The sequence below is a fragment of the Actinomadura rupiterrae genome, assembly GCF_024172125.1.
Lineage (GTDB): Bacteria > Actinomycetota > Actinomycetes > Streptosporangiales > Streptosporangiaceae > Spirillospora > Spirillospora rupiterrae.
On record NZ_JAMZEA010000001.1, the window covers coordinates 147,070 to 172,144 of the forward strand.

Genomic DNA, 25,075 nt, shown 5'->3' on the forward strand with positions numbered 1-25,075 from the left:
TGGGTTGGGACGCGGGTTATGGGACGTCCTCAACCCGCCGGAGGGGCTCGGTCAACCTCGCTTCCTGTTTTGTCCGGACTTGCTCGGGTAGCCAGCGCCGTAACCCAGACGGACGACGGAGTGGCGGAGAGATGAGGTTCAGGAGCGGGGCGATCGCCGGGGCGGCGGCAGGGGCCGCGGGCTACCTGGGCGGACGCGCGGCATGGCACCGGCTCCGGGGACGCGCCGCCGCGAAGTACGAGGCGATGCTCGAACGCGGCGTCCGCACGCTTACCGACAAGGCCGAGCACGGCGGGCCGCTGGTCAAGGGCGCGTTGGCCGGGGTGAAGGCCCTGGCCGAGGGGAAGTCGCCGGTCCGCGCCGTGCTGAGCGCGGGCTGGACCGCGGTCAAGGCCGTCCTCGCGAGGATCTTCGGCGGACGGAGGCGGCCGAAGCTCGTCAACATCGTCGAGGAGATCGACGTCGGCGCGCCGCGCGGGCTCGTCTACGACCAGTGGACGCGCTTCCAGGACTATCCGGACTTCATGAAGAAGGTCGTCAGCGTCGACCAGACCGGCAACGAGAAGCTGACGTGGAAGGCGAAGGTCTTCTGGTCGAGCCGGACGTGGGAGTCGACCATCGTCGAGCAGCTCCCCGACCGGCACATCGTCTGGCGTTCGAAGGGCCCCAAGGGCCACGTCGACGGGACGGTCAGCTTCCACGAACTCGACCCCGAGTTGACGCGCGTCCTGCTCGTCCTGGAATACCACCCGAAGGGGTTGTTCGAGCGGACCGGGAACCTGTGGCGCGCGCAGGGGCGGCGCGCACGGCTGGAGCTGAAGCTGTTCCGCCGCCACGTGATGACCCGGGCCCTCACACATCCGGACGAGGTCGAAGGCCGGCGCGGCGAGATCCGCGAGGCCGAGGTCGTCCGGGACCATCCATCCGCATCGTGAAGAGCGAGGTGTTCAGATCGTGAAGCTTCCGACTGACAAGATCACTCAACGGCTTCCGGGCCACAAGACGTCCCGTATCGGACGCGTGGCCAACAGCCTGCCGACGGACGCGCTCAAGAACGTCCCGGGCAAGCGCACCGTGGGGACGGCCGCCGGCGTCATCGTTGGCGCGGGCGCCGCAGTGGCGGCCACCAAGGCCGCGACCCGCCTGAACGGACGTCACAAGGACTCCGACGAGCAAACGGAATCCGCGAAGCCGAAGGCACAGGAGCAAACCGACCAGTCCGAGCAGAACGAGGACGGCAAGAAGGGCCTGTTCGGTCGCGGCAAGGGCGGCGCGGGCGGCGGCAAGAAGCCGAAGGTCGTCAACATCGTCGAGGAGATCGACATCGGCGCGCCGCGGCGCCTCGTCTACGACCAGTGGACGCGGTTCCAGGACTTCCCGAGCTTCACGAAGAAGGTCGTCGGCGTCGACCAGACCGACGACGAGAAGCTCCAGTGGAAGGCCAAGATCTTCTGGTCCACCCGGACCTGGGAGTCCACGATCATCGAGCAGCTCCCGGACAAGCGGATCGTGTGGCGGTCCAAGGGCGCCAAGGGCCACGTGGACGGCGCGGTCACGTTCCACCGCATCGCGCCGAACCTGACGCGCGTCCTGCTCGTCCTCGAATACCACCCGCAGGGCCTGTTCGAGCGCATCGGCAACCTGTGGCGCGCTCAGGGCCGCCGCGCCCGCCTCGAACTGAAGCACTTCCGCCGCCACGTCATGACGCAGTCGCTTACCAATCCGGAGGGCGTCGAGGGCTGGCGCGGCGAGATCCGCGACAGCGAGGTCGTGAAGTCCCACGAGGACGCCGTCGCCGAAGAGGAAAAGGCCGAAAAGGAATCCGGCGAGGACCGCTACGAGGAGACCTTCACCCGCAGCAACAAAAAGAAGAAGGAACCCGCCACCCGCTCACGCTGACTGCCCTTGCCGCTCAGTGGCAGGTGTCCGAGGTTCCGACCAGGGCGAAGTGGAGGTGGGTGGAGGCTGCGAGCCAGTGGCCCCAGCACACGTCGTTGCCGGACGCCAGGTCGTGAAGGGCCCGGCCGAACCTGACCACGTCCGGAACGGCCTCGGCCTCGCGTCCGACCTGGGCTTTGATCGGGTCCCACTGCGCGCGCAACCAGGCGAGTCCATCGTCCGGCGTCCTCGCCACATGCCGGATCGTGCGCGGCGGCTTCCGCAGCCAGTCCCGGATCACCTTCGGAGCATGCTCGGTGGTCAGGTCCCGCCGCGCCGCCTCGTTCCCGTAGGTCTCGCCGTCCATCCGGGACGAGTGGCAGTGCCAGTGCAGCCCGCGCTTCTTCCAGACCATGGATGAGGCATCGCGCCAGTACTCGTGATCGAACATGCCGCCCCCCGGATGGATTAGCCCGGTCCCGACATGGTTCGGGGCCGGGCCGTTGCCCAAGCCTCAGATGTCGAACTCGCCGGCCTTCACGCCCAGGAGGAAGCCCTCCCACTCGTGACGCGTGAACACCGACGTCACACCGGTCTTGGAATCGCGCAGCCCGACCGTCCCGCCGGTCTCCGCGGCCGCGAGGTTCGTGGCGACCTCAACGCAGCCGCACCCGCCGTTCTCGCCGTTGCACAACGTGCTGACCTTGAACACATACCGATTCGCCCCAGCAGCCACCGGCCTTTTCCTTCCCGCATCGCGCTCGACTTCGTCAATGACGACCGTATGCTCGCCACCTGAAGGCGAGAAGGACTATTCAGGTGGTCGCATAAACTCGGCCAAGACGTCACCCAGGACCGATCTTGCTTCTTCGCCCCAGAGCGCGTGCGTAGAGAAATGCCGGAAGAGGTCAAGGTGGTGCTGAATGTCCTTGGGGTCACGGAGGACCATCTGCCCCGTGAACGTCTCCACTGTCACGAGATTCCTGTCGTACACGGTGAAGGTGTTCATCGGGCCGACACCCAACTCGCCGCTCAAAGGCAGGAGACCGATTCGGACGTTAGGCAGCCGCGAGAGCGATACGAGTCGGTCCACCTGGAGGGCCATGACCGGCGCAGCGCAGAGGCGCCACCTCACCGCCTGCTCGGTCAGGAGGAACTCGAATCGTTTGGTCGCATCCTGGAGGACCCGCTGGCGTTCCACCCTCAACGCGATCGCTCGGGACGTGTCGCCACGCGCGGGCTCGACGGGCGTGTCCATGGCGGCCCGCATGTACTCGGGCGTTTGGAGCAGGCCGGTTACCAGAGAGGGCAGGAAGTAACGCAGTTGGGTCGCGCTCTCCTCCAAGGCGGCCAGCTCTCGCTGGCGATGGTGCAGGCCACGCCGTACAGACGCCCGGATGTCCCGAAACTCGGTGTTGGCCACCCGGGCGAGGTTCAGCAGTTCGTCACGAGTCGACTTGTCCACCGAAAGCGCGAGCAGGATGCGTTCGACGTCCACCACGGACGGAAGCGTCCGGCCGTTCTCTATGCGCGAGATCTTGGATTGCGACACGTTGCAGCGCCGGGCCAGCCGGTCACCGGACAGGCCCGACGCTTTTCGCAGGTCTCGCAGAGCACGTGCCAGGCGTTGGCGATCGTCGCCTGCTTGTTGCGGGTCGGCCTTCACTCGATGTGGTACTCCGGGAAAGGAACGGAGTGGGCCAAAGCCTGCCGCTTGACTTCGACGAACGGGCCAGGGTCGATACCGTCGAGGAGTTCGCGGCTGGTCTGCGCACCGTCCTCGGCATAGTTCATGAGGACGACGCGGGCGTCATCGAACAACCAGAAATCCTGCGCTCCCGCGACCGGGTCGGGGCGGTTGGTCACATCGAGGATCCGGACGTCCTCACCCGCTTCGCAGCTGTGGGGATAGAACGCGAACTCGAACCGGAGGTAGTCCGACAGCGGGCGGGTGATGACGTGGACGCGTCCGATGGTGCGACCCGTCCGCCTGAAATGACGGACGCGAGTCAGCCACGGGTCGTCCTCGGACACGTCAAGGCGACCCGTCTCGCGCCAAACGCGGAATTCCTCGTCCTCTTCGGGGACGCCGTAGGCGGGAAGTGTCTCCAAGCGGAAGGCGTCACGTTCGTAGGCGTCGAAGAACTTTCGCCAGTCGTCACCAGCCAAGCGCACGAACAGCCTCCCGAAGCAGCTCTTCGGGGATCTCGACGATGGCTTCGCCGTCGGGAGTCCGTCGGCCGCTCAAGTGATCTCCCTGGATCGCCAGGGTGCCCCGGTTCGTGCGGTAGAGCGTCGGACAGTCGTCGCGGTTGCAGGTCCCGGCGATCCGGGTCAGTTCCACGTCTTCCACGGGCTCTCCCAGGTGTCGCGTGGTGGTGAGCTAGACGCTAGGAGGGCTGGTTCGGGCCGGTCAACGCCTATGCACGTCACCGCATGAAGTCACTCGATCGCCCTGTGCCCTTGTCCAGTAGGACGTCAGGGGGTGGTGTTGCGGCAGGTGGGGTCTTGGGGGACTACGGCGATGGAGGCGTAGGCCTGGTCGCCGTGGTAGGCCATGTAGACGCGGTTGCCGTGGTCGCATTTGGTGGCGGCGTTGGAGAAGCCGTCCGGCATGCGGATGAGGTCGGCCGGCGCGCCGTTGTCGTGGCCGGAGCGCGGGGCGTCCTTGAAGGGCTCGGTGAACTTGGAGCATCCGGACAGCCCGATGAGGACGAGCGCGAGCGTCGCGACGACGGCGGCGATGGTGGCTTTGGGGTGCTTCATATCGGACGGGTCCTTCCGCGGAGGGGACGGGTACCAGGCGAGGCTCGTCCAGATCATGGTGAGGGACGCGTTCTGGGAGCGCGTCACGTGACTCAATCCGCGGTGGCTTGATCGTCCGGGCGGTTCAGGGGGACGCGAACAGGGCCTGGATGGTGGCCACCAGCGCCAGCGGCCCGGTGACCAGGAAGACGATGTACGGGCTTAGCGTCTGCCGGTCCACGGTGATCGCCGCCGCGCTGAGCAGGGCGAAGGGCAGCGTAAGCCACGCCTGGACGGACAGCCCGGCCGTCCGCAGAAGGATCGGCGCCGAGAGCAGCGCAGCGCTCGACGCATAGACCTGTATGTATCCCAGGAAACGGGTGTGCTGCTCCTCGGTGGTGTTCCCGAAGGGGAAGGCGTCCCACAACCCGGCCATGAGGAACGTCCCGACAATGAGGACGACGGCGAACGCCGAAGCGCGGAGCGGCATCACACGCAACCCGGGAACCAGCGCGGCGCGCAAGGCGACGGCCATCGCCATGCCTCCCGCGATGAGGGAGGACAACGGGATGAACGTGCTGCCGTCCGAGAAGAGGCTTCGAGGCAGGAAGAGCATCGCTGCGAGGAGCACGAGGGGGAGGACGGCCATCCAGACCCCGTGCCGTCCGGCAGCCTCGAACAGCACGCCGCCCAGCAAGGCCAGCAGCACCGCGCCATCCAGGACGAGCCATACGGGATGCGCCGCCGACACCCGGGGCCACGTGGGAAGCGTCACCAGCCGGTAGACGAAGGCGAGGGTCAGCGCGCTCCCCATGATCATCAGCACGCAGGCGAGGAAGCCGACGCCTCCCCTGCCCGCAGAGTCGATGTCGAACGTCACGAAGTCCCCCTTCGGCACCCCGTTCAACATCAACCCCCCCAGGCAGCCCGCCCGGTCAAGAGCGCCGGGGCCCAAGGGGCACACCGTCGGCCAGTCGGCCTTGCTCCAAGGGCAACGGAGGACGCCGCGAACGAGACGGTCAGGACGTCAGGCGGGTGTCGCGCACGCGGACCCACTTCAACGAGTCGGCGATGCCGTCCGCGATGGACAGTTGCGGCTTCCAGCCCAGCAGCCGCGCAGCACGGTCGCTCTGCGTGTAGGCGCCCGCGACGTCCCCGGGCCGGGGCTCGGTCTCCACAACCTTGATCGGCATATCGGCGACCTGGTTGAACGCCGCGACGAGTTCTCGGACGGTCGTCCCGGTGCCCGTCCCGAGGTTGATCGCGGTAGATCCGGCCCCGGCGGGAAGGATCGCGTCGAACCGTTCCAGCGCCGCCAGGTGCGCGGCGGCCAGGTCCCACACGTGGATGTAATCGCGGACGCCCGACCCGTCGCGCGTCGGCCAGTCCACGCCCGTGATCTGGAACGGCTCGCCGGACTCCCACGCCTGGATCATCTTCCCGAGCGCATGCGACGGATGACGCTGCTGAAGCCCGGTGCGCAACTGCGGGTCCGCCCCGATCGGGTTGAAATAGCGCAGAGACAGAATGCGCAATGGCTCGGCTGTGGCGATGTCGGCGAACATGCCCTCGCACACCGCCTTGGTGCGGGCGTAGGGGCTTTGCGGGTCGAGCGGGGACGATTCGTCCACGGTCAGGTCGCCGCCCGGCTTGTAGGCCGTCTTGTAGATGGACGCCGAGCTGGAGAACACCATGCGCGTGCATCCGTTGCGAACCAGGTGCCGGACGAACTCCAGCGACGCCACAACGTTCGCGTCGTAGTACCCGATCGGGTCGGCAACCGAGTCCGGAACCACGATCAGCGCCGCACAGTGCACGACCGCGGCAATGTCGCCGTGCTCGGCGAACACCCGGTCAACCAGGTCACCGTCCCGAATATCACCCTCGTAGAAGATCCGTCCCTCGGTGAACTCACGCCGCCCGGTCACCAAGCTGTCCAGCACCACCGGCACATGCCCCGCATCCACCAACGCCGACGCAACAGTCGACCCGATGAACCCCGCCCCACCCGCCACCAGAACCTTCATGCCCCCACCCTAGAACCGCCGCCGAACGTCAACCGGAAAACTGCCCGCCACCACAGCGGCCTGCTTGTCCAGCGAGGTGATACGCGGCGGATGCAGCGTTCTCGCTCCATCCTGAGTTTCATCCACGCCGACGTACAGCTCGGCGACGTGAGCCAGGTCGTCCCAGCAACGCAAACGGTCCGAGCCAACTCCGGGGAAGCATGATCGGAAGCCCCTGGAGGTGTGGAGGCCGTCCCCGAGGAGACGGCCTCCACCATGCTCCGGGATTCGGCGCCGCGCTGGGCTACGCCCTCGCCTCTGCGTCTTTGACCAGCCCGACAAGCAAGCGGAACGCATCCCGCACAAGGCACAACCGCCAGCCATCGGGCTCCTTGCTGTCGCGGAACGCGACCCCCTCATTCGTCCGCGTCAACTCAACACACTGATCGCCCTCTTCATGGCTGCGAGAGGACTTGCGCCATGCCTCCTCAGAGATCTCACTCATGCTTGGCACCCCGAACAGCAACTACGCCGTGCTGAGATCCTTGATGCAGTCCACAAGTTGCCCGAAAGAACTGCGTTCAACTCGGACGGTGCCGCCGTCACGGTCCTTACTGTCACGGATCGCCACGCCAGCCATCACATCAGCAACTTCGATGCAGGCATCTCCCTTGTCACTACTACGAGATGCCTTCCGCCACTGGGCGTTGTTCACATCCACTTCGCCTCAAGCACCTTCCCAATGTGTGCTCGCGAGTCGGCCACGTTCAGCGCCCTTGCCTGAAGGTTGGCGAACGCCTCGTTGACGAGCGCCAAGTGTTCAGCCTCCTCCGACGTCTCGCCTCCGAACGCCGATGCGGCGTAAGCGGCCTCGTCGCGGTCATCTTGAGTCGCGATACAGAACGACCCACTTACGCTGCGATAGTAGGCCGTCGGAGCGATCTGAAGACAGATCTTCTCTCGGGACGAGACCTCGTACAGGTACGTGAGCTGCTCCTTCATGACATCACGTCCCCCAACCTGCCTGTGCAGAACCGACTCGTCGAGGATGAAACATGCCATGGGCGCAGGGTCACGAATGAGGGTCTCCTGACGCTTCAAACGAGCCTGGAGTGACGGCTCAGTGCGCAGCAGGACGCGCGCATACGACTCGACCTGCAAGAGGCCATCGACCACATCCGAGGAGTAGTGACGAAGCATCACCGCCGTGCCCTCAAGGCTGGCGTAGTCCTCGAAGTACTGAGGGTACTTGGCGCTTCTGACCAGTTCCGCCCATGCTTCCGCGACCTCATCGCCGCGCGCCAACGCATCACCAAGGCGTTCCGAGAAGTCCTTACGGCACCGCGTAATACCCCGCTCGACCTGGCCGACGTAACTGCGTGTGACATTGATCAGCTTGGCCGCCTCGGCCTGGCTCAACCCTGCTTCTTCTCGGAACCTCTTCACCTTCGCGCCGAAGTTGCGCAGGTGGGGGTCGATCCGCTTCTTCGTCGCCATGTGAGCTCCCGGGTAGGTCCGGTACTACCGGCAATCCAGTTGGTAGTGATGCGCGACTGCTTGCCGAGTCGCCGCCTACCGTACGTCGCAGTGTGCCTGGATGGTCACTGAACGCGAAAACTCCAGGACTCAGTTTCGAGGCGCACGTGATGATCACAAGATCCGAGCTCCGGCCGACCCCGCCGCCGACTGGCGTCGCGGAGCTGGAGGTCAAGTCGGCACCCGAATCCATCAAGGCCGCACGCGACTTCGTGGCCGACTGGTTCGCGAACGGCTCGTTCGACCGCGACCTGGTCTACGTCGCTCGAACGGTCGTCACCGAACTCGCCACCAACGCCCACCGCCACGGCTCCACCAAGGGCGACACCATCACCACCCGCATCTTCCATACGGACGCGGGCCCCGTCATAGAGGTACTGGACGCAAGCGCGAAGCTCCCCACCCCAAAGCCCCTGACTCTCGACGGCCTAACAGGACGCGGCCTGGCCATGGTCGACTTGATGGTCTCCCTATGGGGATACGCGCCTCTGCCAGACGGAGGCAAAGTCGTATGGGCGCTCCTACGCGCGCACGCATGAGCGCTCGCACACTCCTAACCGCCGTCCTACGCGACCTCTACCCGCACTGGGACGTCTTCGTGGACAACCGAGGCATCTGGCGAGCCGCCGGCCCCACCCTCATCAGCGCCTCATCCGCCGAAGCCCTCCTAGACGCCCTAACCACCGCCGACCCCGACGCCACCACCAAGGCGAGCCAGCGCCTCCCGGCCGTGGAATGATCGCGCCCGAGATCGCGCGGACCCGGAGGCCCCTCAAGGCCCGCTCTTCGCGCCCACGGTAGTCATGCGCGGTCCGTCCCCGTCATCCACCCCTCCACCAGCGCCATGAGAACGCGTCCGGGCGACATGAGCAAGAACGTCTTGCCTTCCAGGCCGCCCGGACGCTCGGTTCAAGGGCTCGTGACCGTCTGGCGAGGGGAGACGGTGAATGTGGCGGTGACTCCCAGCGGGTCTCCCACGTTGAGCGCCGTCGGGTCGCAGTTCGCATCCACCGACGTCGCAACCAGGGTCGAACTCGTCACCTTCAAGGTCCCGGAGCCGTTGGCGTAAGACAGTCCGATTTCACCACCACCACCGCCTGGAGCTCCGAACGTGGCGTGACAACCGTCCGTGCCCACCATCGACACGATGACGCCTTTCATTTTTCCGAAGGCCGTCCTCGTCGTCGCATCATAGGATTCGGCCGTAAATTTCCAGGGAAGTCCTTGCGCGGAGATGCTCACATAGATACCCGCAGGCCCCGTGCACCAGCTACTCGGATTCCCCGGCGAGCTGAACGAAATCGAGACCAGAGAAACCAGATCGTCGGGAGCCATCCCACTACCCGATTTCGCGGTGGCCACCGCCGTGGCCTTGCTGCACGTCGCAGCTACTCCCGTTGCATTGTCCTTGGCGGTGAGATTGCCGCTGTTCGTCGCCGTGACATTACCACCGGGCAGGAAGGTCCAGGTCGCTCCAGCCGCTGCAGCCGTGACGGCGATCACCGCAGTGGCTGCCAAGGACACGGACGTCAGCGCACTCTTACCAGCCCTACGCACAATGCACCTCCGAGAGGATTCTTTCAGGGACTCGTGACTCTTTGGTGAGGGGAGACAGTGAGGCTTGCGTGGACCGTAAGTGGGTCTCCAAACTCGATGAGCGTCGGGTCGCAATTAGCGTCTACGGACGTAGCGACCAGATTCGAACTCGTGGTGGTTACTGCCCAACTCCCAGGGGTGTACTTGATGCCGACTTCTCCACCCCCTCCTCCCGGAGCACTGAAAGTAGCGTGGCAGTTATCCGCTCCGACGAGGCTCGCGACGACGCCATTCATCTTTCCGGAAACAGCCCCGGTCGTCGCGTCATAGGAGGTGGCCGTGAACTTCCATGGAAGATTCTGCGCCGTCACGCTCACAGTGAGTGCAGCAGGACCTGAGCACGCTCCTCCGGGGTTGGCGGGTGAGCTGAAGACTATCGAGTCGAGCGATACGAGATCATTGGGAGCCAGGCCGGAGCCCGACTTAGCTGTGGCCGAGGCCGAGGCTTTGGTGCAGGTGACCGCGGCCCCGGACCTCGAGTCCGTCGCCGTGAGATTTCCACTGTTTACCGCAGTCACGGGACCTCCTGGAAGAAAGGTCCATGTGGCGTCGGCCGCTGCTGCGGTCACCGCGATGACCGCCGTCGCCGCCAGGGAGATCGACGTCAGAGCGCTCTTGCCAGACTTACGCATTCTCTTCCTCCACGATGGGACCGATGTTCTCGGAACTGGGTTTGATTCGTGCGTCCAGAGAGTCGGGAAGCGGGGAGGTGATCAGCGCTCTCTGCCGTTGGGGAGCTGCCGTGCCCAGCGTGAAGGTGAACGGACCGCTGGGCACGGCTGGTCGGCGCGATGCTAGGGAAGTGCGGTGTAGGCCTTCTGGCCGATGTACTCGTTGAAGATGACCTGGTTCTTGCCTGCGGCCGAGGGGATTCCGGCCTGGCTGTCCACGATGTCGTTGACCAGGCCCCAGTCCAGGGCGCAGCCTTTGGCGCCAGGGACTGGGAAGGTGTTGTCGACATGGGTGGCCTGGCGGACCACGAACGGCGTCCGCTGAACGATCGTCGCGGGCGAGCCGGTGATCGGGGCGGTTCCGGCGGGCGGGCTGGTGGTGCCCGTGGTGAGGTGCAGGGTGACCGGGTTGCTGGAGTCGCCGATCAGGCAGGTTCCGCCAAGGAACGGGTTGGTCAGGCGAACCTGGATTCCGAGGGTGATATGGAAGTCGGGCCCGGTCGGCGTGTCGAAGACACCCGCATATTCCGGCTTGGCGTAGACCGCGCTGAGGATCGGGTCGCCGAAGATGCCGGGCTGCACCAGCATCGTGGAGGCGCGCATCTTCCCGAAGACCGGCGTGTACAGCTGCGTGTCCGGGTTCAGGGCACTCGCGAACGTCATTTTGATCGGCGAGGTGATCTGCTGGTTGAACTTCCCCATCTGGAACGTCCCGCTAGTGACGATCGCCTCGATACAGACTGACCCCTCCGGCGTGTACGGAGCCGACAGCGTCGGGCAGTCCGCGAAGTCGAACGTCGGCATCGGGTCCGCGTGAGCCGACGTGCCCGACATCAGGCCCATGGCAGCGGCGAAGGTAGCGGCGCTCGCCGCTACTCGCTTCCTGCCCAGTCCGGCGAACGTGAACTTTCTCATGGCCATTCCTTTCGTCCTTGCCAGTCCCACTCGCGGACTGGAGCCGATAGAGAAACAGCCCCCGATGTCCTCCACTCATCACGACGTGTTGATCGCCCGGAGCGCCTCTGGGATGGCGCGGGCGCAGCAGTCGAGTCCCCGGCTGAATAACTCACGGATATCTCACTCCTCGGTGGAGGAGCTTTTGGAACGGGCCGTGCCCGGCGCTGGGGTGGTGGTCGCGCGGGGCACGGCCCGAGTCTGGGGAGCACTACGGCAGGGCGGTGTACGCCTTCTGGCCGATGTACTCGTTGAAGATCATCTGGTTCTTGCCTGCGGCAGACGGGATCCCCGCCTGGAGGTCGACGATCGAGTTCACGAGGCCCAAGCCGAGCGCGCAGCCCTTGGCCCCGGGAACGCTGAAGGTGTTGTCGACGTGGGTCGCCTTGCGGACGACGAAGGGCGTCCGCTGGACGATCGTCGCCGGCGAACCGGTGATCGGGGTGGTCCCCGCGGGCGGGCTGGTGGTCCCCGTGGTCAGGTTCAGCTTGATCGGGTTCCCGGTGTCACCGATCAGGCACGTCCCGCCGAGGAAGGGGTTGGTCAGGCGAACACGCAGGCCGAGGGTGATGTGGAAGTCGGGCCCGGTCGGCGTGTCGAAGACGCCCGCATATTCCGGCTTGGCGTAGACCGCGGTGACGATCGGGTCACCGAAGATTCCCGGCTGCACCAGCATCTTGTCCGCCTGCATCTTCCCGAAGACCGGCGTGTACAGCTGCGTGTCCGGGTTCAGGGCGCTCGCGAACGTCATCTTGATCGGCGAGGTGATCGTCTGGTTGAACTTCCCGAGCTGGAACGTCCCGCTGGTAACGATCGCCTCAATACAGACCGACCCCTCCGGCGTGTACGGAGCCGACAGCGTCGGGCAGTCCGCGAAGTCGAACGTCGGCATCGGGTCATCCGCATGCGCGGCCGTCCCCGACATCAGACCCGCGGTCGTCGCGAGAGCGGCGACACCGGCCGCGGTCCCACGCCCCGTCCACTTGGTAAAGGACTTTCTGCGCATGGACATGCCTTTCTCCTCTATCGGCCCACGACTTGGGCCGTAAACGTGGGGGGAGCGACGTCCCGACAACGGAAGTCCGTGTCAGGGTGAAGTGATCTTCTGATGCGGCTTGTAGTTCATATCTCCGACCACCGACCAGGGAGCGCTTGGAACATATCCAGCTCCGGCCCGCTGACAGGCGGTCTGAAATCCGACTTGCAGTCCGCTGGTGACACCAGCGAACGACATTCGGTCATTCTTGACGTCCAGGCCGATGCCTTGAATAGTTCCGGCTATGTCCCCGTCATAGCTGTCGCTGATGTTATTGAAATGAAGATCGCACCCATCCGCTCCAGCGGCTTCCCAATAGATGCCGGCGATCGACATCGTCAGATCACCTGTATCAGCGGAAGTCTTCAGGTTCGCGCCCCAAGGAAGGCCTGAAGCCTTCATTTCCTGTGGAACGTCGCCCGGAGTTCGCACACATCCCGTGAAGTGGGCGTCAGTCACGCGCCCAGCGAAGTACTTGGAAATATAATGCCCCTTCTTGAAGTCGAACTTGAAGGTGGCACTATCACAGCGAATTTGCGGCGTAACCCATTTGTCGGTGTCGTCGTCACCAGCGCCGTTGTGGTCTCCCCCAGCCGGCCCCTGGAACGTGAAGGGGGCAATTCTCGCCTGAATCGTCCCGCCCGGTACGATGCTGTAGGTCGTCGGCTCGGGTTGCTGGTCACAGAAGGGCTCTATCATGTTTGTCGGGTCACACCACTGCGCGGCCTCGATCTTCACATAGTTACTCGTCCCCGCGCTCATGGCGTTAAGGAGAGGGGACAGGTCCTCGCCAGTACCGCACTGCTTGAACTCAGGAACCGTAACTCGTCCTGTATACGTCCCGCCGTCCTGAAGGCCACTGCGCCCGGTGCTGTCATCCCCCAGATCCACCTTGAGATCAAGAGGGATTGCATCGGTTCTGCATTTATCTCCCAGGTTCATCGGCGTACCGTTCACCGACACGCCACCAACCTTCAACTGCACATACGAGCGAAGGTAGCCGGCGCCTCGGAATTGGGCCGGCTGGCCATACTGGTTGATCGGCGCGTCGGAATAAATGTTGGCTGTGTCACTCGTTCCACCCGGTGGCGCGACCTGAGTCGTTTCCAAGGTTGATTTGATCGGCATGAACCCGAATCCGAGCGCGTTACCCGTCGAAGGCACCGCAGCAGTATGCGCGTAGGTGTACGACCGGAAATAGTTGTGTGCGAAGTCGGACTGACTTTGCACGTTGAGACGGAAACGCACTTGAGCAGCGAACGGAAGCGCAGCATTCAGCTTCCCGAGGTTCGCAAACCCCGCTGATTTGCTACATCTCGGCTGTCCGGGACGAAGTCGTCCGAGGCGCCCCGGATTGGTCCCCTCGGGGAACGGGGGCGGGCTGAGGCTCGGATCCGGGTTCATTCCTCCACCTGGATCCGTCGAGGCGGGCTCCTCCGTGCAGTCTGTGTTCACACCTGTAGTGGTGGCAGGCTTTGCATTGGACGACGGTTGTTTCTGCTGGGGTGCGGTCGTTGCCCCGGCACCAATGCGGACCTGCCCCAGCGCCATGCTCGACGTGGGCGTGCACGACAGGATTCCCCCACCGTCCGCCGAGTTCATGCCTGAGAGCCTCAACCGCATGGGCCCGGCCTTCCAGGCCACCACGCCCGTGCCGTCAGTCACCAACGCAGGCACTGCCCCGCTGCCTTGCAGGACGAGAGGTCCCACGTTCGCCGCGCTGTCCGCGTTGGACGAAAGACCGAAGGCGGGCCAAGCCGCGTCAACGGACTGGCCTTGCTGGGAGATGGTCACGGCGATCGTCGCTGTCCCGGTCACATCTTCCGCACTCGCCCTCTGAGCGCCTTGCGGCAGAGCGGATCGTTGACTCGCCGATGCTCGCAGCGCTTCGGGAAGCCGGAGGCGAATACCGACTTCACCCAAGTGAACCGGCTGACCGACCCTCGCGGTGCTCGGAACCTTCGCGGCGATGTCCGCCGTCACCTTGTAGGACGCGTCCCGGGACGAGCACAGGTACGTCATCTCCGCCCCGATGTCGGCGGACGCGACTCGAACGGCGGCCAGGAGGCCTGCACTCGCCAGCAAGGCGGTCACCGTTGCGCCGCGTACGACTCTGCGAGGGTTCGCGAGCATGGAAGTCCTTCGGGATCAGGTAGTGGGGCGGGCCGCCACAGGAGTCCCCGTGGCGGCCCGGTCGTCGGCCGACGCCGTTATAAACGTCAGGTGTGGGAGTTGATGGTCAGGGGTCCCGTCGCCGGGGCCGAAGGAGTGATCGTGAAGGCGCCGTTGAGCGAGATGGAGTCGCCGGCGTTGATCAGCGTGGGGTCGCAGTTGGCGTCCACCGTCTGGACCGTCAGGTTGGAGGTGCTCCCCACGCCACCCGTGGTCAGGTTGTGGGTGGAGTTGTTGTAGTTGCCGCTGATGGTGCCGCCGGCACCGCCGGGGCCCGCCACCGTCGCGTGGCAGTTGTCGCTGCCGACGATGGACGCCTTGATGCCGGTCAGCTGCCCGGGGGTGACGCCGGAGGCGGTCACGCCCGTCACGTTCATGGTCCAGGGGAAGTTGGACGCGGTGACCTGAACCGTGATGCCGACCGGGCCGGAGCACCAGCCGCTCGGGTTGGCGGGGCTGGAGAGGGCGAGGCTCGAGACGGTCGCGACACCGGCGAGCGGGAGGTTCGTCCCGATCTTGCTGGTGCCGGAGGCCGTGCCCTTGCTGCAGGTGATCGCCGCGCCGGTGGAGTTGTCCTTCGCCGTGACGTTGCCCGCGTTGACGCCGGTGATGGCGTTGCTGGGCGAGGAGGCCCCGGGGGCGGAGATGTCCACGCCGGTGACGGCCGACGCGGGAATGCTGGTGAAGCCGATGGCCGCGGCGGCGACGGCACCGCCAATAATGGTGTTGCGAGTGAGCTTGCGCATGTCAGTCCTTGTTCCCTTCAGTGGGGTGGTGTGAGATCTCGTAGGGACACTGACCGGTCGTTCTTATGGGCGTCTCCTCTTCGGGCCGAGAATGGACGGGGCCCTGCCTGCCGAGGTGAACCTCTTCCCCTCGGCCAGGCGGTGGGACCTCCCTGTCCCGTCCATCTGCTTGCTCAGACCATAAGTTGGCATCGCCGGGAATTCAATAGGTCATTTGGAACTTTTTCGACTTATCACAAAGTGACAAACAGCCGTTGTCATCGAAATTCCCTTGGACTTAGTTTTCGATCAGACGGTTTTGTCACCGGGTGATGATCCGCGAGGCGTCAGGGGCCGAAGGTGTCGATGGTGCTGATCTTCCAGGTCCCGTCCGTCCGGATCGCCGTCACGGCGAACACGGCCGCGGAGTAGCTCGTCTGGTTCTTGTCGGTGCGAGTGTTGCGCTGGTCGGCGAAGATCAGCAGACGTGCTTTATCGCTGGTCAGGGACTTGACGGCCGTGTCCGTGACCGTCGTGGTGAGGATCTGCTTCTGCTGAGGGGCCTGCTGGCGAACGGCCGCGAACATGCTGTCGTACTGGCGTACCGCGTCCCCCGTGAGCAGCTTCTTCGCCGCCTGCTCGGTCTTGGCGGTGTCGGCGTAGTTGTACGAGAACACAGAGTTCAACGCACTGGTCACCTCACCCTTCACTTCGCTCGTACGCGCGTTGTCAGTGAGTGCGCCGTTCCGCGCCGCCTCGTTGCCCGTGAGAGCGTCGGCCTTGTTCTCCGCCCACAACGCAGTCGTTCCGAAACCCACCGTAAGGATTCCGAGGACTGTGACTATTCGCATACGCGTTGTGCCGAGAATTCTGTTCTTTTTCTTCATCAGTTACCAGACGACGTCGGGGCCTGACCGAGTGCGGACAGTTTCCACCCTGCGGAAGTTCTTGTGAGCTGACCGGAGAGGCGGCGAATGCTCGCCGACGATTTCCCGTCCGGCGTGGCGACCGATACGCGGACCGCGATCATCACTCCGGCCTTGCCGGCGTCCGAGTCCAGCTCCGTGATCCCCGATTCGAGGATCTTGGCCGTGGAGACGGTCTTCGCCTTCGTGACGGACGTGGCGAGCTGCTGGCGGCCCTGGACGATCTGGTCGTACAGCTCCGCGGTCGTCGAGTCCTGCCAGAGCGACAGTCCTTGGTCGATGTGGTTGTAGTCGAGCGTGTTGAGGTTGACCACCTCTTGCTCGGCCGTCCGCAGGACCTGGTCTCGGAGTCGCGCCTGGCTGATGCTCTTGTCGTTGGACGCCGAGTGATAGCTCCAGCCGAACCAGGCCGCCGCCACCGCCGAGGCCGCCGTGACCGCCAAGGCCACGAGGATCAGGGGATCGCGCCGCAAGCTCCGCTTGGCCTTCGGCTCCTCGGCCGGAGGTTCTTCCTTCTCCTCCGCCTTGGCCTCGGGCTCTTCGGGTTCCGGCTCTTCCTCGGCCTCTGTCTCAGGCTCAGGCACAGGTCTCTTGGTGACGTCCCTCGTCCTGGCCTTGGGCTTCGGCTTGGCCTCCTCCTCGGCCGCCGGCGTCGCTTCTTCCTCGACGTCTTCCTTGGTGTCCACCTGAAATCCACCCCTTCCTTCAGGCGGCCCGCAGTTCAGTGATGCGCCACGTCCCACCAGAGCGATGGGCTGTGACGACGAGTTGCGCGGCGACGGGAGCGCCCGTGGGCTTCCCTGCGCGCGTCGACTGCTGATCGAGGAACACCACGACCACAGCCGTCCCATCGCGGTCCAGGCGAACCAGCCCGGCGCGAGAGACCTTGGTGGTGAGCGCCAGTTGTTGGCGCGGTGCCTCTTGGCGGACCTGGCCAAAGAGGGACTGGTACTGAGACGCGGCCTTGCCGGTCAGGAGGCTGGACGCAGCTCGGGACGTCGAATCCGGATCTGTGTACGAGTACGTGAAGACGCGCTCCACCGCCTGCGTGACGTGTGAGAGCGCGTCCGACGTAGAGCCCTTGTCCAGCAGGACGCGGTTCGCGGCCGGGCCACCCGATGCCCTGTCGGACGCCCAGGTGTTGAGCGCGAAGGCGCCCGCAGCCACAACCACCGCGACCAGGTACGGCCACCAGCGCCTCAGGAACGCCTTCGAGCGCTTGTCCGGTTCGCGCTTCTTCTTCGGCCTGGCCCTGATCTCGACTTCGACGCTCACAGGTGACCTCCCGGCGCGACCGGGGTCAGCGATTCGACCTTCCACAGACCGTCCGAGATCCGCTTCATGCCGACCTCGAACCGCTTCCGCTGCTCGGAGGACGGCGCGCCGTCCGAGTCAGCGCCAAGGAACACCCGGACGGACGCGAGCACCGTCGCCTTCCCCGCGTCCTTGTCGAACGAGGTGACCGCAGCGGCGGTCACCTCACCGCGAGTCGGGACCTGCTGCTTCGCGAACCGCGCCTGCGCAGCGGGAAGGTCGCGTTGCAGCGCATCACGCAGCGTCCCGGTCGAGATGTCGAGCCAGTGCTCCATGTCGAGCTGGGCCCGGGACGGGTCGACGCTGTTCAGCATCACCATGTCCCGGACCGCCGTGTCCCTCACGTCGTCCCGCTGGGCCGCATACGTCCGGTCCTCGTTCCAGACCGTCCCAGCCCACCGCCACCCCGCGAACCCGAGGAACGCGACGGCGGCGGCGACCAGGACCAGCCCGACGAGCCGAGTCATCGGCCGAGCCCCAACAGCTCCTGAAGGGACGTTCCGCTCTCACGTCCGAGAGCCGGAAGGCCCACCGCCGAGAAGAACGGCTGCGCGGCCGTCAGGTTGGCCCTGTCGACGCCTGGGATGGCCGCTGGCGGGACGCCATAGCGCGGGGCATTCTGGGCACCCCGGACATTGATGCCGCTTCCAGCGGGCTCAGAGCACTGCGCGTTGCCGTTGAACTTGGCCGGCTTCAGATCCGTGGTCCCGTTCCGGTACTGCGTCCCGCCGTAGCCGCGAGTACACGGCTGCGGGTTGAAGAACGTGTTGACCAGACCGAGCCGAAGCTTCCCGTCCTGGACGATGGACGGCCCGATGGCCGACACCTTCGGCAGGTTCGAAAGCGTCGTCTCAAGACCGGGCAACCGAGCGTCCGTGAGCCGAGACGTCGTGAGCAGGTTGGCCAGCAGGATCGGAAGACCGGGCTGGAGTTCCTTGATCAGGCGGGACGTCTCCTGCAACGCGGGTGGGCCGTTCGCGAGGATCTTCCGCAGGTCCACGTCCGACGAGCGGAGCTGCTGCGCGAGCAGGTGAGAGCTCGACGCGAAGTCCTTGAACGCCTGGGCCTCGTCGTTCTGCGTCTTCAGGACGACGTTCCCGTTCCGGATCAGCGAGTCCGTCTGCGGGAACGCCTTGTCCGACGCGGAGATGAACTCGCCGCTCGTGTCCAGGAGCTTCTGGAGGTGCGGGCCCTGACCGGCGAAGGCCTGGCCCAGCTCGTCCACCACGACCTTCAGATCGTTCAGCGGCAGCGTCCCGGCCAGGTCGTTGATGCTCTTCAGCGTCTCCGCGACCGGGGTGGGCGTGGTCGTCGCACTGCGCGGGATCACAGTGCCCTGCGCGAGGTACGGACCGCCGTCCCGCTCGGGCTCCAGCTCGACGTACTGCTCACCCACGGCCGACCTGTTGGCGACGATCGCCTTCAGGTCGCGCGGGATGTTGGGCGCGTTGTCGTCGATGTGCAGTTCGGCCATCACGCCATCGGACGTGAGCTTCAGGTCACCGACCTTGCCTACCGAGATCCCCCGGTACGAGACGGCCGAGCCCTTGAACAGGCCGCCCGTCGTGCCCATGTCCATCTTGACGACGTAGTAGCCGCGCAGCCCGACGTACTTCCCCAGGTCCGCGTACGTGATCGAGATATACGAGATCACGAACAGGGCCAGCAGGGTGAAGACGATGGCCTTCAGGCGAGCGCCGACGGTCAGCATGTCAGTTGCCTCCCAGAGTCGGCAGGGGCAGCGCCGGACGGTTCGGATCCGTCCCGCCGGAGCCTCCCGAGCCACCCGCCGGGGTGGTCGGACCCACCGGTTGCTGTGGAGTGGTCGTTGGCGACGAGGTCGGCTTCGAAGAGGGCGACGAGGTGTTCGCCGGGCACGGAGTCGGCAGTGGCCCGGCCGGTGGAGAGTTCTCGGCCAGCGCGCGCAGCCTGGGCGCGTTCTTCTTCTGGTCCGTCTCCTGGACGGGCGGGATGACGCAGTCGTTGCCTGGCGCCGCGATGACCGTCATGTAGCCGTTCAGGTAGTCGCCCTTCACGGCCTTCATCGCCTCGTCCGTGAACGGATACGTGAAGAGAATCTGGAGCGACTTCGGCAGGTCCCGCCCGGAGTCGGCCAGCTTCTGCACGACCACGTCGAGCGAGTTCAGATCGGCCACGGTGTTGTCGCGGCTCTTGTTCAGCACGCCCGTGGCGACCTTCGACAGGTCATCGAGCTTCTGAAGCATCTGGACGAGCTGCCCTCGCTGATCAGAGAGCACCTTCAACCCGGGCGACAGGTCGGTCAGCACCGTGTCCACCTGGCCGCGCCGAGCCGCCACGGTCGAAGACAGGCGATTCAACCCGTCCAGCGCGTCCACGATCGACTGACGGTTCGTGTTCAACGTCGTAGTCAGCTTGTTGAGCTGCTCCAGCGAAGACCGAACTTGCGGCTCGCGCCCGTTCAACGTCCGGTTCAGCTCCCGCGTGATCGTCCGGATCTGCGGCAGCCCACCCCCGGACAGCAGCATCGACAGCGCACCGAAAACTTCCTCGGTATCAGCGTTGCGAGTCGTCCGAGAGAGCGGAATCGTCGCGCCGTTGGCCAGCCGAGCCGTGGACGCGTCCGACGTAGGGGCGGAGATCTTGATGTACTTCTCCCCCAGCAAGCTCGACTGCTCCAGGTTCGCCGTCGCGTTGGCCGGAAGCCGCACGTCCCCGTTGATCAGGACGGTCGCATCGGCGTACCAGGCGTTGTCGGGAAGCGAGATCTTCTTCACCCGTCCCACAGGCACGTCGTTCACGCGCACAGCGGCCTGCGGGACGAGGTTCAGAGCGTTCTGCAACTGCACATGCACGGTGTACGGGTGCGAGCCCAGCGAAGCGCCACCAGGCAACGGCAGTTGCTCCACCGAAACCTGCGAGCACCCCGCAGCCAGCACAGCGGACGCGGCCACCGCACACACACCGGCGAGACGGAAACGTCGCATCACCGACCTCCCCCTGCGTAGACCTGACCGGCGGGCGGGAACGGCAGCGCGGGAAGGGTTCCCGAGCCGGACGGCCCGACGGCCGTGAGGCCGTTCGTCTGGAGCCGGCTGCACTGGAGTTTCAGAGCGGGCGTCTGAGCAGAGGCAGCCGCGCACACCGGACGCGTGTCGGCTCCCGTCCCCTCCAGGCCCTTCTGGGAGAGGTTGCCGAACGCCTTGGTGATCTCCAGCAGGTTGCCGCGGGACATCAGCGTCCGGGTGTCGGGGTCGTAGGCGTTCAACGCGTTCTGCGTCAGCACCGGCGCGTTGTCGAGAACCTCGGCCAGCGACGCCCGCTGATCCATCAGCACCTGCGTGATGTTGGCGAGCTTGTCCACGTTCCGCTTCAAGGCATCCCGGTTGTCGGTGATGAAGCCCTTGACCTCGGCCAACGCCTGGGCCAGCCCCCGAAGCGCACCGGCCAAGTCCTGACGGTCGTCCGCCAAGAACCCGCTGACATCAGCCAACTGCTGCTCCGCCAACCGGATCTGCGAGTCGTTGCCCCGCAGCATCGCCGTGAAGCGGTTGAGGTTGCTGATCGTCGCGTACAGGTCGCCGGACGAGTGGTTCAGCGTCTGCGAGAGCTGTCCGAGGTTGGCGATGGTCGTGTTGAACATCCGCCCGTTGCCGTCGAGGTTCGCCGCGCCCGTGTGGATCACCGACGACAGGGCGCCCCGAGCGTTCACACCGTTGGGCCCAAGGTCGCTGCTGAACTTCCGCACGCTGTCGTACAGCGAGTCCAGCTCCAGCGGCGTAGCCGTCCGGCTCACATCGATGGTCGAGTTGTCGGCCATCCGCGGCCCGCCGCCATAGGCAGGCGCGAGCTGCACGTACCGGTCGGACACCAGGTTCGGCGCGATGACGATCGCCCGCGCATCGGACGGCACGGGCACGTCCTTGTTCACGCGCATCGTGACCGCGACCTGCGTGCCGTGCGGCTTCACCGACTGGATGCTGCCGACCTTCACGCCCAGCACCCGGACGTCCGAGCCCGGGTACACGCCGATCGCCGTGGCGAAGTCGGCGTGCAGGACGCGCGTCGGCTTGTTGCCCAGCACCACGTACAGCGCGACGGCGACGAGCAGGACGAACACCGCGACGATGATCTCCATGGCGCGGATGCGGTGGTCCCGGAGGGCGCTCATCAGCGGCCTCCCGTCAGGTGCGGGGGCTCGCAGCCGACGGCCGGCGGCTGCCAGCGGCCGTTGCTGAGGTACTCCTTGGGGACGGTCCCGCAGAGGTAGCCGTCGATCCAGCGGCCGTTGCCGGTGGCGTTGACGACCATGCGGGTGTAGGGGGCCGCGACGCGGATGGCCCGGTCGAGGTTGGACTGGTTGCGTTGCAGCATGTCGGTGACCTGGTCCAGGTGGCGCAGCATCGGGGAGATCGGGCCCTCCAGCCGCTGGACGAGCTTGACCAGCGCCTCGCCGAGGGCCTCGGTGCCGGTCAGCAGGCGGTGGATCGCCTCGCGCCGGTTGCGGAGCTCGGCGAGCAGCAGGTTGCCGTCCTTGAAGAGGGTCTCGAACTGGGAGTTCTGCGCGGCGAGCGTGCCGGACAGCTGCTTGGTCCCGGCGAGCAGCCGGGCCAGGTCGGCGTCCCGGCTCGCGATCGTCTTCGACAGCGCGGACAGGCCGGTGAGGGCGGTGCGCACCTCGGCGGGCGTGTTCTCGAACGTCTTGGAGATCGTGGTGAGGCTCTGGGCCATCTTCACCGTGTCGACCTGCTGGAAGGTGCGGCCGAGGTCCTCGAACGCGGTGGTCACGTCGTACGGCGAGACCGTCCGGCTCAGCGGGATCGGGTCGCGGGGGTTCTGGGTGCGGCCGCCGAGCGGGTCGAGCGCGAGGTACTTCGAGCCGAGCAGCGTCTTGATCATGATCGTCGCGGTGCTGGCGTCGCCGACCCAGGTGTGCTTGACCCGGAAGGTGACCTTGACCTTGTTCCCGGCGAGCGAGACGCCGGTGACCTTGCCGACCTTGACGCCCGCGACGCGGACCTCCTGGCCGTCCTTGAGGCCGGCGGCCTCGGAGAAGTACGCCTTGTAGGTCGTGCCGCCGCCGACGATGGGCAGGTCGTCCACGCGGTAGGCGAGCAGGCCGGCGACCAGGATCAGCGCCATCCCGATGATCGCGATCGGGATCGGGTTGCGGTCGCGGAGCGGTTTGACGTGCGGGAACAGCCTCATCCTCGGCACCTCGCGTCCTTCAGCGGGACGCCGGTGGGCGGCGGGCGGTGGTCGATGTCGGAACCGGCATAGTGGACGCCGATCAACTGGACCTCGCACTGGTAGAAGTTCATCCACGAGCCGTAGGAGCCGAGCCGCCCGATGGTGCCGGCCTTCTCCGGGAAGCGCCGCAGGAAGTTCTCCACGAGCGGCTGGTCGCGGTTCAGGTTGGTGGCGAGCCGGTCGAGCTGGACGATGCCGTTGCGCAGCGGCTCGCGGCCGTCGTTCAGGAACCCGGCGGTCGCGTCGGCGAGGTCGCTGATGCCCTGGAACGAGTCGCCGATGGCCTTGCGGTCGGCGGCGAGGCCGGAGGTGAACTCGCGGAGCGTCGAGACGAGGCTGACGAGCTGCTTGTCGCGGTTGTTGACGGTCTCCACGACGGTCGTGAGGTTGTGGATGACGTCGCCGATCACCTGGTCGCGGTCGGCGAGGGTGTTGGTGAGCTGCCCGACGGTGCGGAGCAGGCTGGTGACCGTCCCGCCCTCGCCCTGGAGCACCTGGACGATCGACTCCGACAGCTTGTTCACGTCACCCGGTGACAGCGCCTGCATCAGCGGTTGGAACCCCTGGAACAGCTGCGTCAGGTTCAGCGGGCCGGTGGTGCGGTCGACGGGGATCGTCCCGCCGCGCGGCATGTACTGGCCGGGCGCGCCCGCGCCCTGGTCGAGGGCGATGTAGCGGCCGCCGACCAGGTTCAGGTACTTCACGGACGCGGTGACCGTGGACGGCAGGCGCCGGTTGCGGTCCACCGAGAACTTCACCAGCGCGAGCCGGTGGTCGGTGACGCTGATCTTCTGGACCTGCCCGACCCGGACACCCGCGATCCGCACGCCGTGCCCCGGGTGCAGACCCGCGACGTCGTTGAACTTGGCGTAGTAGGACACGCGGTCACCGGACGTGGTGTCGGTGATGCTGGCCGCGAGCAGCGCGGTCGAGGCGACCGTGACCGCGATGAAGATGATCGACGAGATCAGCGGGACGCCGAGGCCCTTGAGGCCCTGGCCGGTGAGCTTCACTTCACCGTCACCTCCGTCCCGCGGTAGATGGGGCCGACCAGGACCGACGACCAGTCCGGAAGCTGGTCGGGCACCTGGTCCATGGACGGCGCGACGAACTCGTTCACCAGGTCGTTCTCCGAGGCCGAGTTGGCGGGGCCGAGTCCGGAGCCGGGGACCGCGCCCGCGGTCGGCGCGCCGACCCGGACGGCCTTCGGGGACTTGCCGCCGCCGGGGTAGTAGGGGGCGCTGTAGCAGCGGGGGCCGCCGCCGGGGCCGTAGTGGACGGCGTCCTTGCCCGGTTCGTACCGGCCCTTGTTCTGCACCGAGACGACGATCGCGTGGACGCCGTGCCTGTCGGTGCCCTTGCCCATGACCCGGTCCATCTGCGGGATGAAGTCGGCGAGGGCGCGGAAGGTGCAGGGCGCGGCGGGCGCGTAGCGGCGGAGCAGGTCCAGGCTGGCGCGGCTCTCGGTGGAGAGCGCGATCATGTTGCCGCCGTTGCGGCGGAAGAAGTCGCCGAGGTCGTCGGCGGCCTGGCCGGTGGTGTCGAACAGCGACGACAGGTTCTGGCGCTGGTCGACGATCGTCCGGCTGGTGCTCGCGAAGTCGGTGAGCGCGTTGAGGAGGTCGGGCGACGCGTCCGCCCAGTTCTGGGAGAACGTGGCGAGCTGCCGGAAGTTCTCGCTGAGCGCCGGGACGTCCGGGTTGAGCTTCTTGAGGTAGGAGTCGAGCTGGACGAAGTTGCGGCCGAGCTGGTCGCCGCGTCCTTCGAGGGCGGTCGACATCGCGTTCAGCGTGGCCGACAGCTTCGCGGGCTGGAGCGTGTTGAGCAGCGCCATCGTGTTGTTGAGGACCTGGGACAGCTCGACGGCGTTCTGGCTGTGGTCCTCGTTGATCTGGCTGCCGTCGTGGACGGGCGAGGCGGTCGATCCGGGCGGCGGGACGAGCGAGACGAACCGCGCGCCGAACACCGTGGTCGGGAGCAGCTGCGCCTGGACGTCGCTCGGGACGAACCTCGCCTTGTCCGGGTTCAGCGCGAGCTTGAGCACAGCGCCGTTGCCTTCGGACCGGATCGTGCGGACCTCGCCGACCACGACGCCGCGGACCTTCACGTCCGCCTGCTCGTGCATCTCGTGCCCGGCCGTCGAGGTGTGCAGCGTCACCATCGTGACCTTGGTGAACCGCTTGTCGTAGATCGCGATGGACAGCCAGATCAGCAGCGCCGGCACCAGCAGGAACGCGATGCCGAGGACGCGCTTCTCCAGCGTCTGCAGGGTCGTCGAACGCGCCAT

At 66.1% G+C, this 25,075-nt stretch carries 30 protein-coding genes; 4 read left to right on the plus strand and 26 right to left on the minus strand.

Annotation, left to right across the window (positions count from 1 at the left end):
* Positions 1-131: 131 nt before the first annotated feature.
* Positions 132-935, plus strand: coding sequence for an SRPBCC family protein (locus tag FHU30_RS00670; protein WP_253870085.1), 804 nt, complete (start codon positions 132-134; stop codon positions 933-935).
* Positions 936-954: 19 nt separating this feature from the next.
* The gene (locus tag FHU30_RS00675) at positions 955-1,899 is read left to right on the plus strand and encodes an SRPBCC family protein (protein WP_253870087.1); all 945 of its coding nucleotides are present in this window, start codon (positions 955-957) and stop codon (positions 1,897-1,899) included.
* A 13-nt stretch (positions 1,900-1,912) separates the two neighbouring features.
* On the opposite strand, the gene FHU30_RS00680 is transcribed toward FHU30_RS00675, so the two are convergent.
* From FHU30_RS00680 to FHU30_RS00730, 11 genes are all read right to left on the minus strand, one after another.
* Positions 1,913-2,329 carry a hypothetical protein gene (locus tag FHU30_RS00680; protein ID WP_253870089.1) on the minus strand — a complete coding sequence of 139 codons (417 nt, stop codon included), beginning with the start codon at positions 2,327-2,329 and terminating at the stop codon, positions 1,913-1,915.
* Positions 2,330-2,392: 63 nt separating this feature from the next.
* Positions 2,393-2,614: a DUF397 domain-containing protein gene (locus tag FHU30_RS00685; protein ID WP_253870092.1), complete on the minus strand. Its 222-nt coding sequence runs from the start codon at positions 2,612-2,614 to the stop codon at positions 2,393-2,395.
* A 75-nt stretch (positions 2,615-2,689) separates the two neighbouring features.
* Positions 2,690-3,544 carry a helix-turn-helix domain-containing protein gene (locus tag FHU30_RS00690; RefSeq protein WP_253870095.1) on the minus strand — a complete coding sequence of 285 codons (855 nt, stop codon included), beginning with the start codon at positions 3,542-3,544 and terminating at the stop codon, positions 2,690-2,692.
* A complete protein-coding gene (locus FHU30_RS00695; protein WP_253870098.1) occupies positions 3,541-4,053 on the minus strand; it encodes a DUF6879 family protein in 513 nt (170 codons plus the stop codon). The genes FHU30_RS00690 and FHU30_RS00695 overlap by 4 nt, the downstream gene beginning before the upstream one ends.
* Positions 4,037-4,231, minus strand: coding sequence for a hypothetical protein (locus FHU30_RS00700; RefSeq protein WP_308211134.1), 195 nt, complete (start codon positions 4,229-4,231; stop codon positions 4,037-4,039). The genes FHU30_RS00695 and FHU30_RS00700 overlap by 17 nt, the downstream gene beginning before the upstream one ends.
* Positions 4,232-4,356: 125 nt before the next feature.
* On the minus strand, positions 4,357-4,731 hold the full coding sequence (locus tag FHU30_RS00705; RefSeq protein WP_253870101.1) for a hypothetical protein: 375 nt from the start codon (positions 4,729-4,731) through the stop codon (positions 4,357-4,359).
* A gap of 37 nt (positions 4,732-4,768) precedes the next feature.
* Positions 4,769-5,521, minus strand: a complete 753-nt coding sequence (locus tag FHU30_RS00710) for a hypothetical protein (RefSeq protein ID WP_253870103.1) — start codon at positions 5,519-5,521, stop codon at positions 4,769-4,771.
* A gap of 121 nt (positions 5,522-5,642) precedes the next feature.
* Positions 5,643-6,650 (minus strand): UDP-glucose 4-epimerase GalE, encoded by a 1,008-nt coding sequence (gene galE / locus FHU30_RS00715; protein WP_253870105.1) that lies wholly within the window; start codon positions 6,648-6,650, stop codon positions 5,643-5,645.
* 283 nt (positions 6,651-6,933) lie between these two features.
* Positions 6,934-7,134, minus strand: a complete 201-nt coding sequence (locus tag FHU30_RS00720; RefSeq protein WP_253870107.1) for a DUF397 domain-containing protein — start codon at positions 7,132-7,134, stop codon at positions 6,934-6,936.
* Between the two features lie 21 nt (positions 7,135-7,155).
* A complete protein-coding gene (locus FHU30_RS00725; protein ID WP_253870110.1) occupies positions 7,156-7,350 on the minus strand; it encodes a DUF397 domain-containing protein in 195 nt (64 codons plus the stop codon).
* Positions 7,341-8,126, minus strand: coding sequence for a helix-turn-helix domain-containing protein (locus FHU30_RS00730; RefSeq protein ID WP_253870113.1), 786 nt, complete (start codon positions 8,124-8,126; stop codon positions 7,341-7,343). The genes FHU30_RS00725 and FHU30_RS00730 overlap by 10 nt, the downstream gene beginning before the upstream one ends.
* A gap of 149 nt (positions 8,127-8,275) precedes the next feature.
* Here FHU30_RS00730 and FHU30_RS00735 point away from each other — a divergent pair, with 149 nt between their 5' ends.
* Both FHU30_RS00735 and FHU30_RS00740 read left to right on the plus strand, forming a co-directional pair.
* Positions 8,276-8,704 carry an ATP-binding protein gene (locus tag FHU30_RS00735; protein WP_253870116.1) on the plus strand — a complete coding sequence of 143 codons (429 nt, stop codon included), beginning with the start codon at positions 8,276-8,278 and terminating at the stop codon, positions 8,702-8,704.
* Entirely contained in the window at positions 8,701-8,904 is a 204-nt protein-coding gene (locus FHU30_RS00740) for a hypothetical protein (RefSeq protein WP_253870119.1), read from the plus strand. The genes FHU30_RS00735 and FHU30_RS00740 overlap by 4 nt, the downstream gene beginning before the upstream one ends.
* Positions 8,905-9,074: 170 nt before the next feature.
* Here the strand turns inward: FHU30_RS00740 and FHU30_RS00745 are convergent, their stop codons facing one another.
* The 15 genes from FHU30_RS00745 to FHU30_RS00815 form a co-directional block, all read right to left on the minus strand.
* The gene (locus tag FHU30_RS00745; protein ID WP_253870122.1) at positions 9,075-9,689 is read right to left on the minus strand and encodes a hypothetical protein; all 615 of its coding nucleotides are present in this window, start codon (positions 9,687-9,689) and stop codon (positions 9,075-9,077) included.
* A gap of 866 nt (positions 9,690-10,555) precedes the next feature.
* Complete coding sequence (locus tag FHU30_RS00750; protein WP_253870125.1) at positions 10,556-11,347, minus strand: hypothetical protein; 792 nt, start codon at positions 11,345-11,347, stop codon at positions 10,556-10,558.
* A 250-nt stretch (positions 11,348-11,597) separates the two neighbouring features.
* On the minus strand, positions 11,598-12,398 hold the full coding sequence (locus tag FHU30_RS00755) for a hypothetical protein (RefSeq protein WP_253870128.1): 801 nt from the start codon (positions 12,396-12,398) through the stop codon (positions 11,598-11,600).
* Between the two features lie 75 nt (positions 12,399-12,473).
* Entirely contained in the window at positions 12,474-14,516 is a 2,043-nt protein-coding gene (locus FHU30_RS00760; RefSeq protein WP_253870130.1) for a DUF6801 domain-containing protein, read from the minus strand.
* A 125-nt stretch (positions 14,517-14,641) separates the two neighbouring features.
* Positions 14,642-15,340: a hypothetical protein gene (locus tag FHU30_RS00765; RefSeq protein ID WP_253870132.1), complete on the minus strand. Its 699-nt coding sequence runs from the start codon at positions 15,338-15,340 to the stop codon at positions 14,642-14,644.
* A 326-nt stretch (positions 15,341-15,666) separates the two neighbouring features.
* Positions 15,667-16,005, minus strand: coding sequence for a hypothetical protein (locus tag FHU30_RS00770; protein WP_253870135.1), 339 nt, complete (start codon positions 16,003-16,005; stop codon positions 15,667-15,669).
* Positions 16,006-16,205: 200 nt separating this feature from the next.
* Positions 16,206-16,988, minus strand: a complete 783-nt coding sequence (locus FHU30_RS00775; RefSeq protein WP_253870138.1) for an Rv1363c family protein — start codon at positions 16,986-16,988, stop codon at positions 16,206-16,208.
* A complete protein-coding gene (locus FHU30_RS00780) occupies positions 16,951-17,520 on the minus strand; it encodes a hypothetical protein (protein ID WP_253870141.1) in 570 nt (189 codons plus the stop codon). The genes FHU30_RS00775 and FHU30_RS00780 overlap by 38 nt, the downstream gene beginning before the upstream one ends.
* Positions 17,517-18,026 (minus strand): Rv1363c family protein, encoded by a 510-nt coding sequence (locus tag FHU30_RS00785; protein WP_253870144.1) that lies wholly within the window; start codon positions 18,024-18,026, stop codon positions 17,517-17,519. Before FHU30_RS00785 ends, FHU30_RS00780 begins: the two co-directional genes overlap by 4 nt.
* Entirely contained in the window at positions 18,023-19,270 is a 1,248-nt protein-coding gene (locus tag FHU30_RS00790) for an MCE family protein (RefSeq protein ID WP_253870147.1), read from the minus strand. The genes FHU30_RS00785 and FHU30_RS00790 overlap by 4 nt, the downstream gene beginning before the upstream one ends.
* Before the next feature lies 1 nt (position 19,271).
* Positions 19,272-20,525 carry an MCE family protein gene (locus FHU30_RS00795; protein WP_253870149.1) on the minus strand — a complete coding sequence of 418 codons (1,254 nt, stop codon included), beginning with the start codon at positions 20,523-20,525 and terminating at the stop codon, positions 19,272-19,274.
* Entirely contained in the window at positions 20,525-21,709 is a 1,185-nt protein-coding gene (locus FHU30_RS00800) for an MCE family protein (RefSeq protein WP_253870151.1), read from the minus strand. The genes FHU30_RS00795 and FHU30_RS00800 overlap by 1 nt, the downstream gene beginning before the upstream one ends.
* Complete coding sequence (locus tag FHU30_RS00805; protein ID WP_253870155.1) at positions 21,709-22,746, minus strand: MCE family protein; 1,038 nt, start codon at positions 22,744-22,746, stop codon at positions 21,709-21,711. The genes FHU30_RS00800 and FHU30_RS00805 overlap by 1 nt, the downstream gene beginning before the upstream one ends.
* A complete protein-coding gene (locus FHU30_RS00810) occupies positions 22,743-23,801 on the minus strand; it encodes an MCE family protein (protein ID WP_253870158.1) in 1,059 nt (352 codons plus the stop codon). Before FHU30_RS00810 ends, FHU30_RS00805 begins: the two co-directional genes overlap by 4 nt.
* Positions 23,798-25,075 (minus strand): MCE family protein, encoded by a 1,278-nt coding sequence (locus tag FHU30_RS00815; protein ID WP_253870161.1) that lies wholly within the window; start codon positions 25,073-25,075, stop codon positions 23,798-23,800. The genes FHU30_RS00810 and FHU30_RS00815 overlap by 4 nt, the downstream gene beginning before the upstream one ends.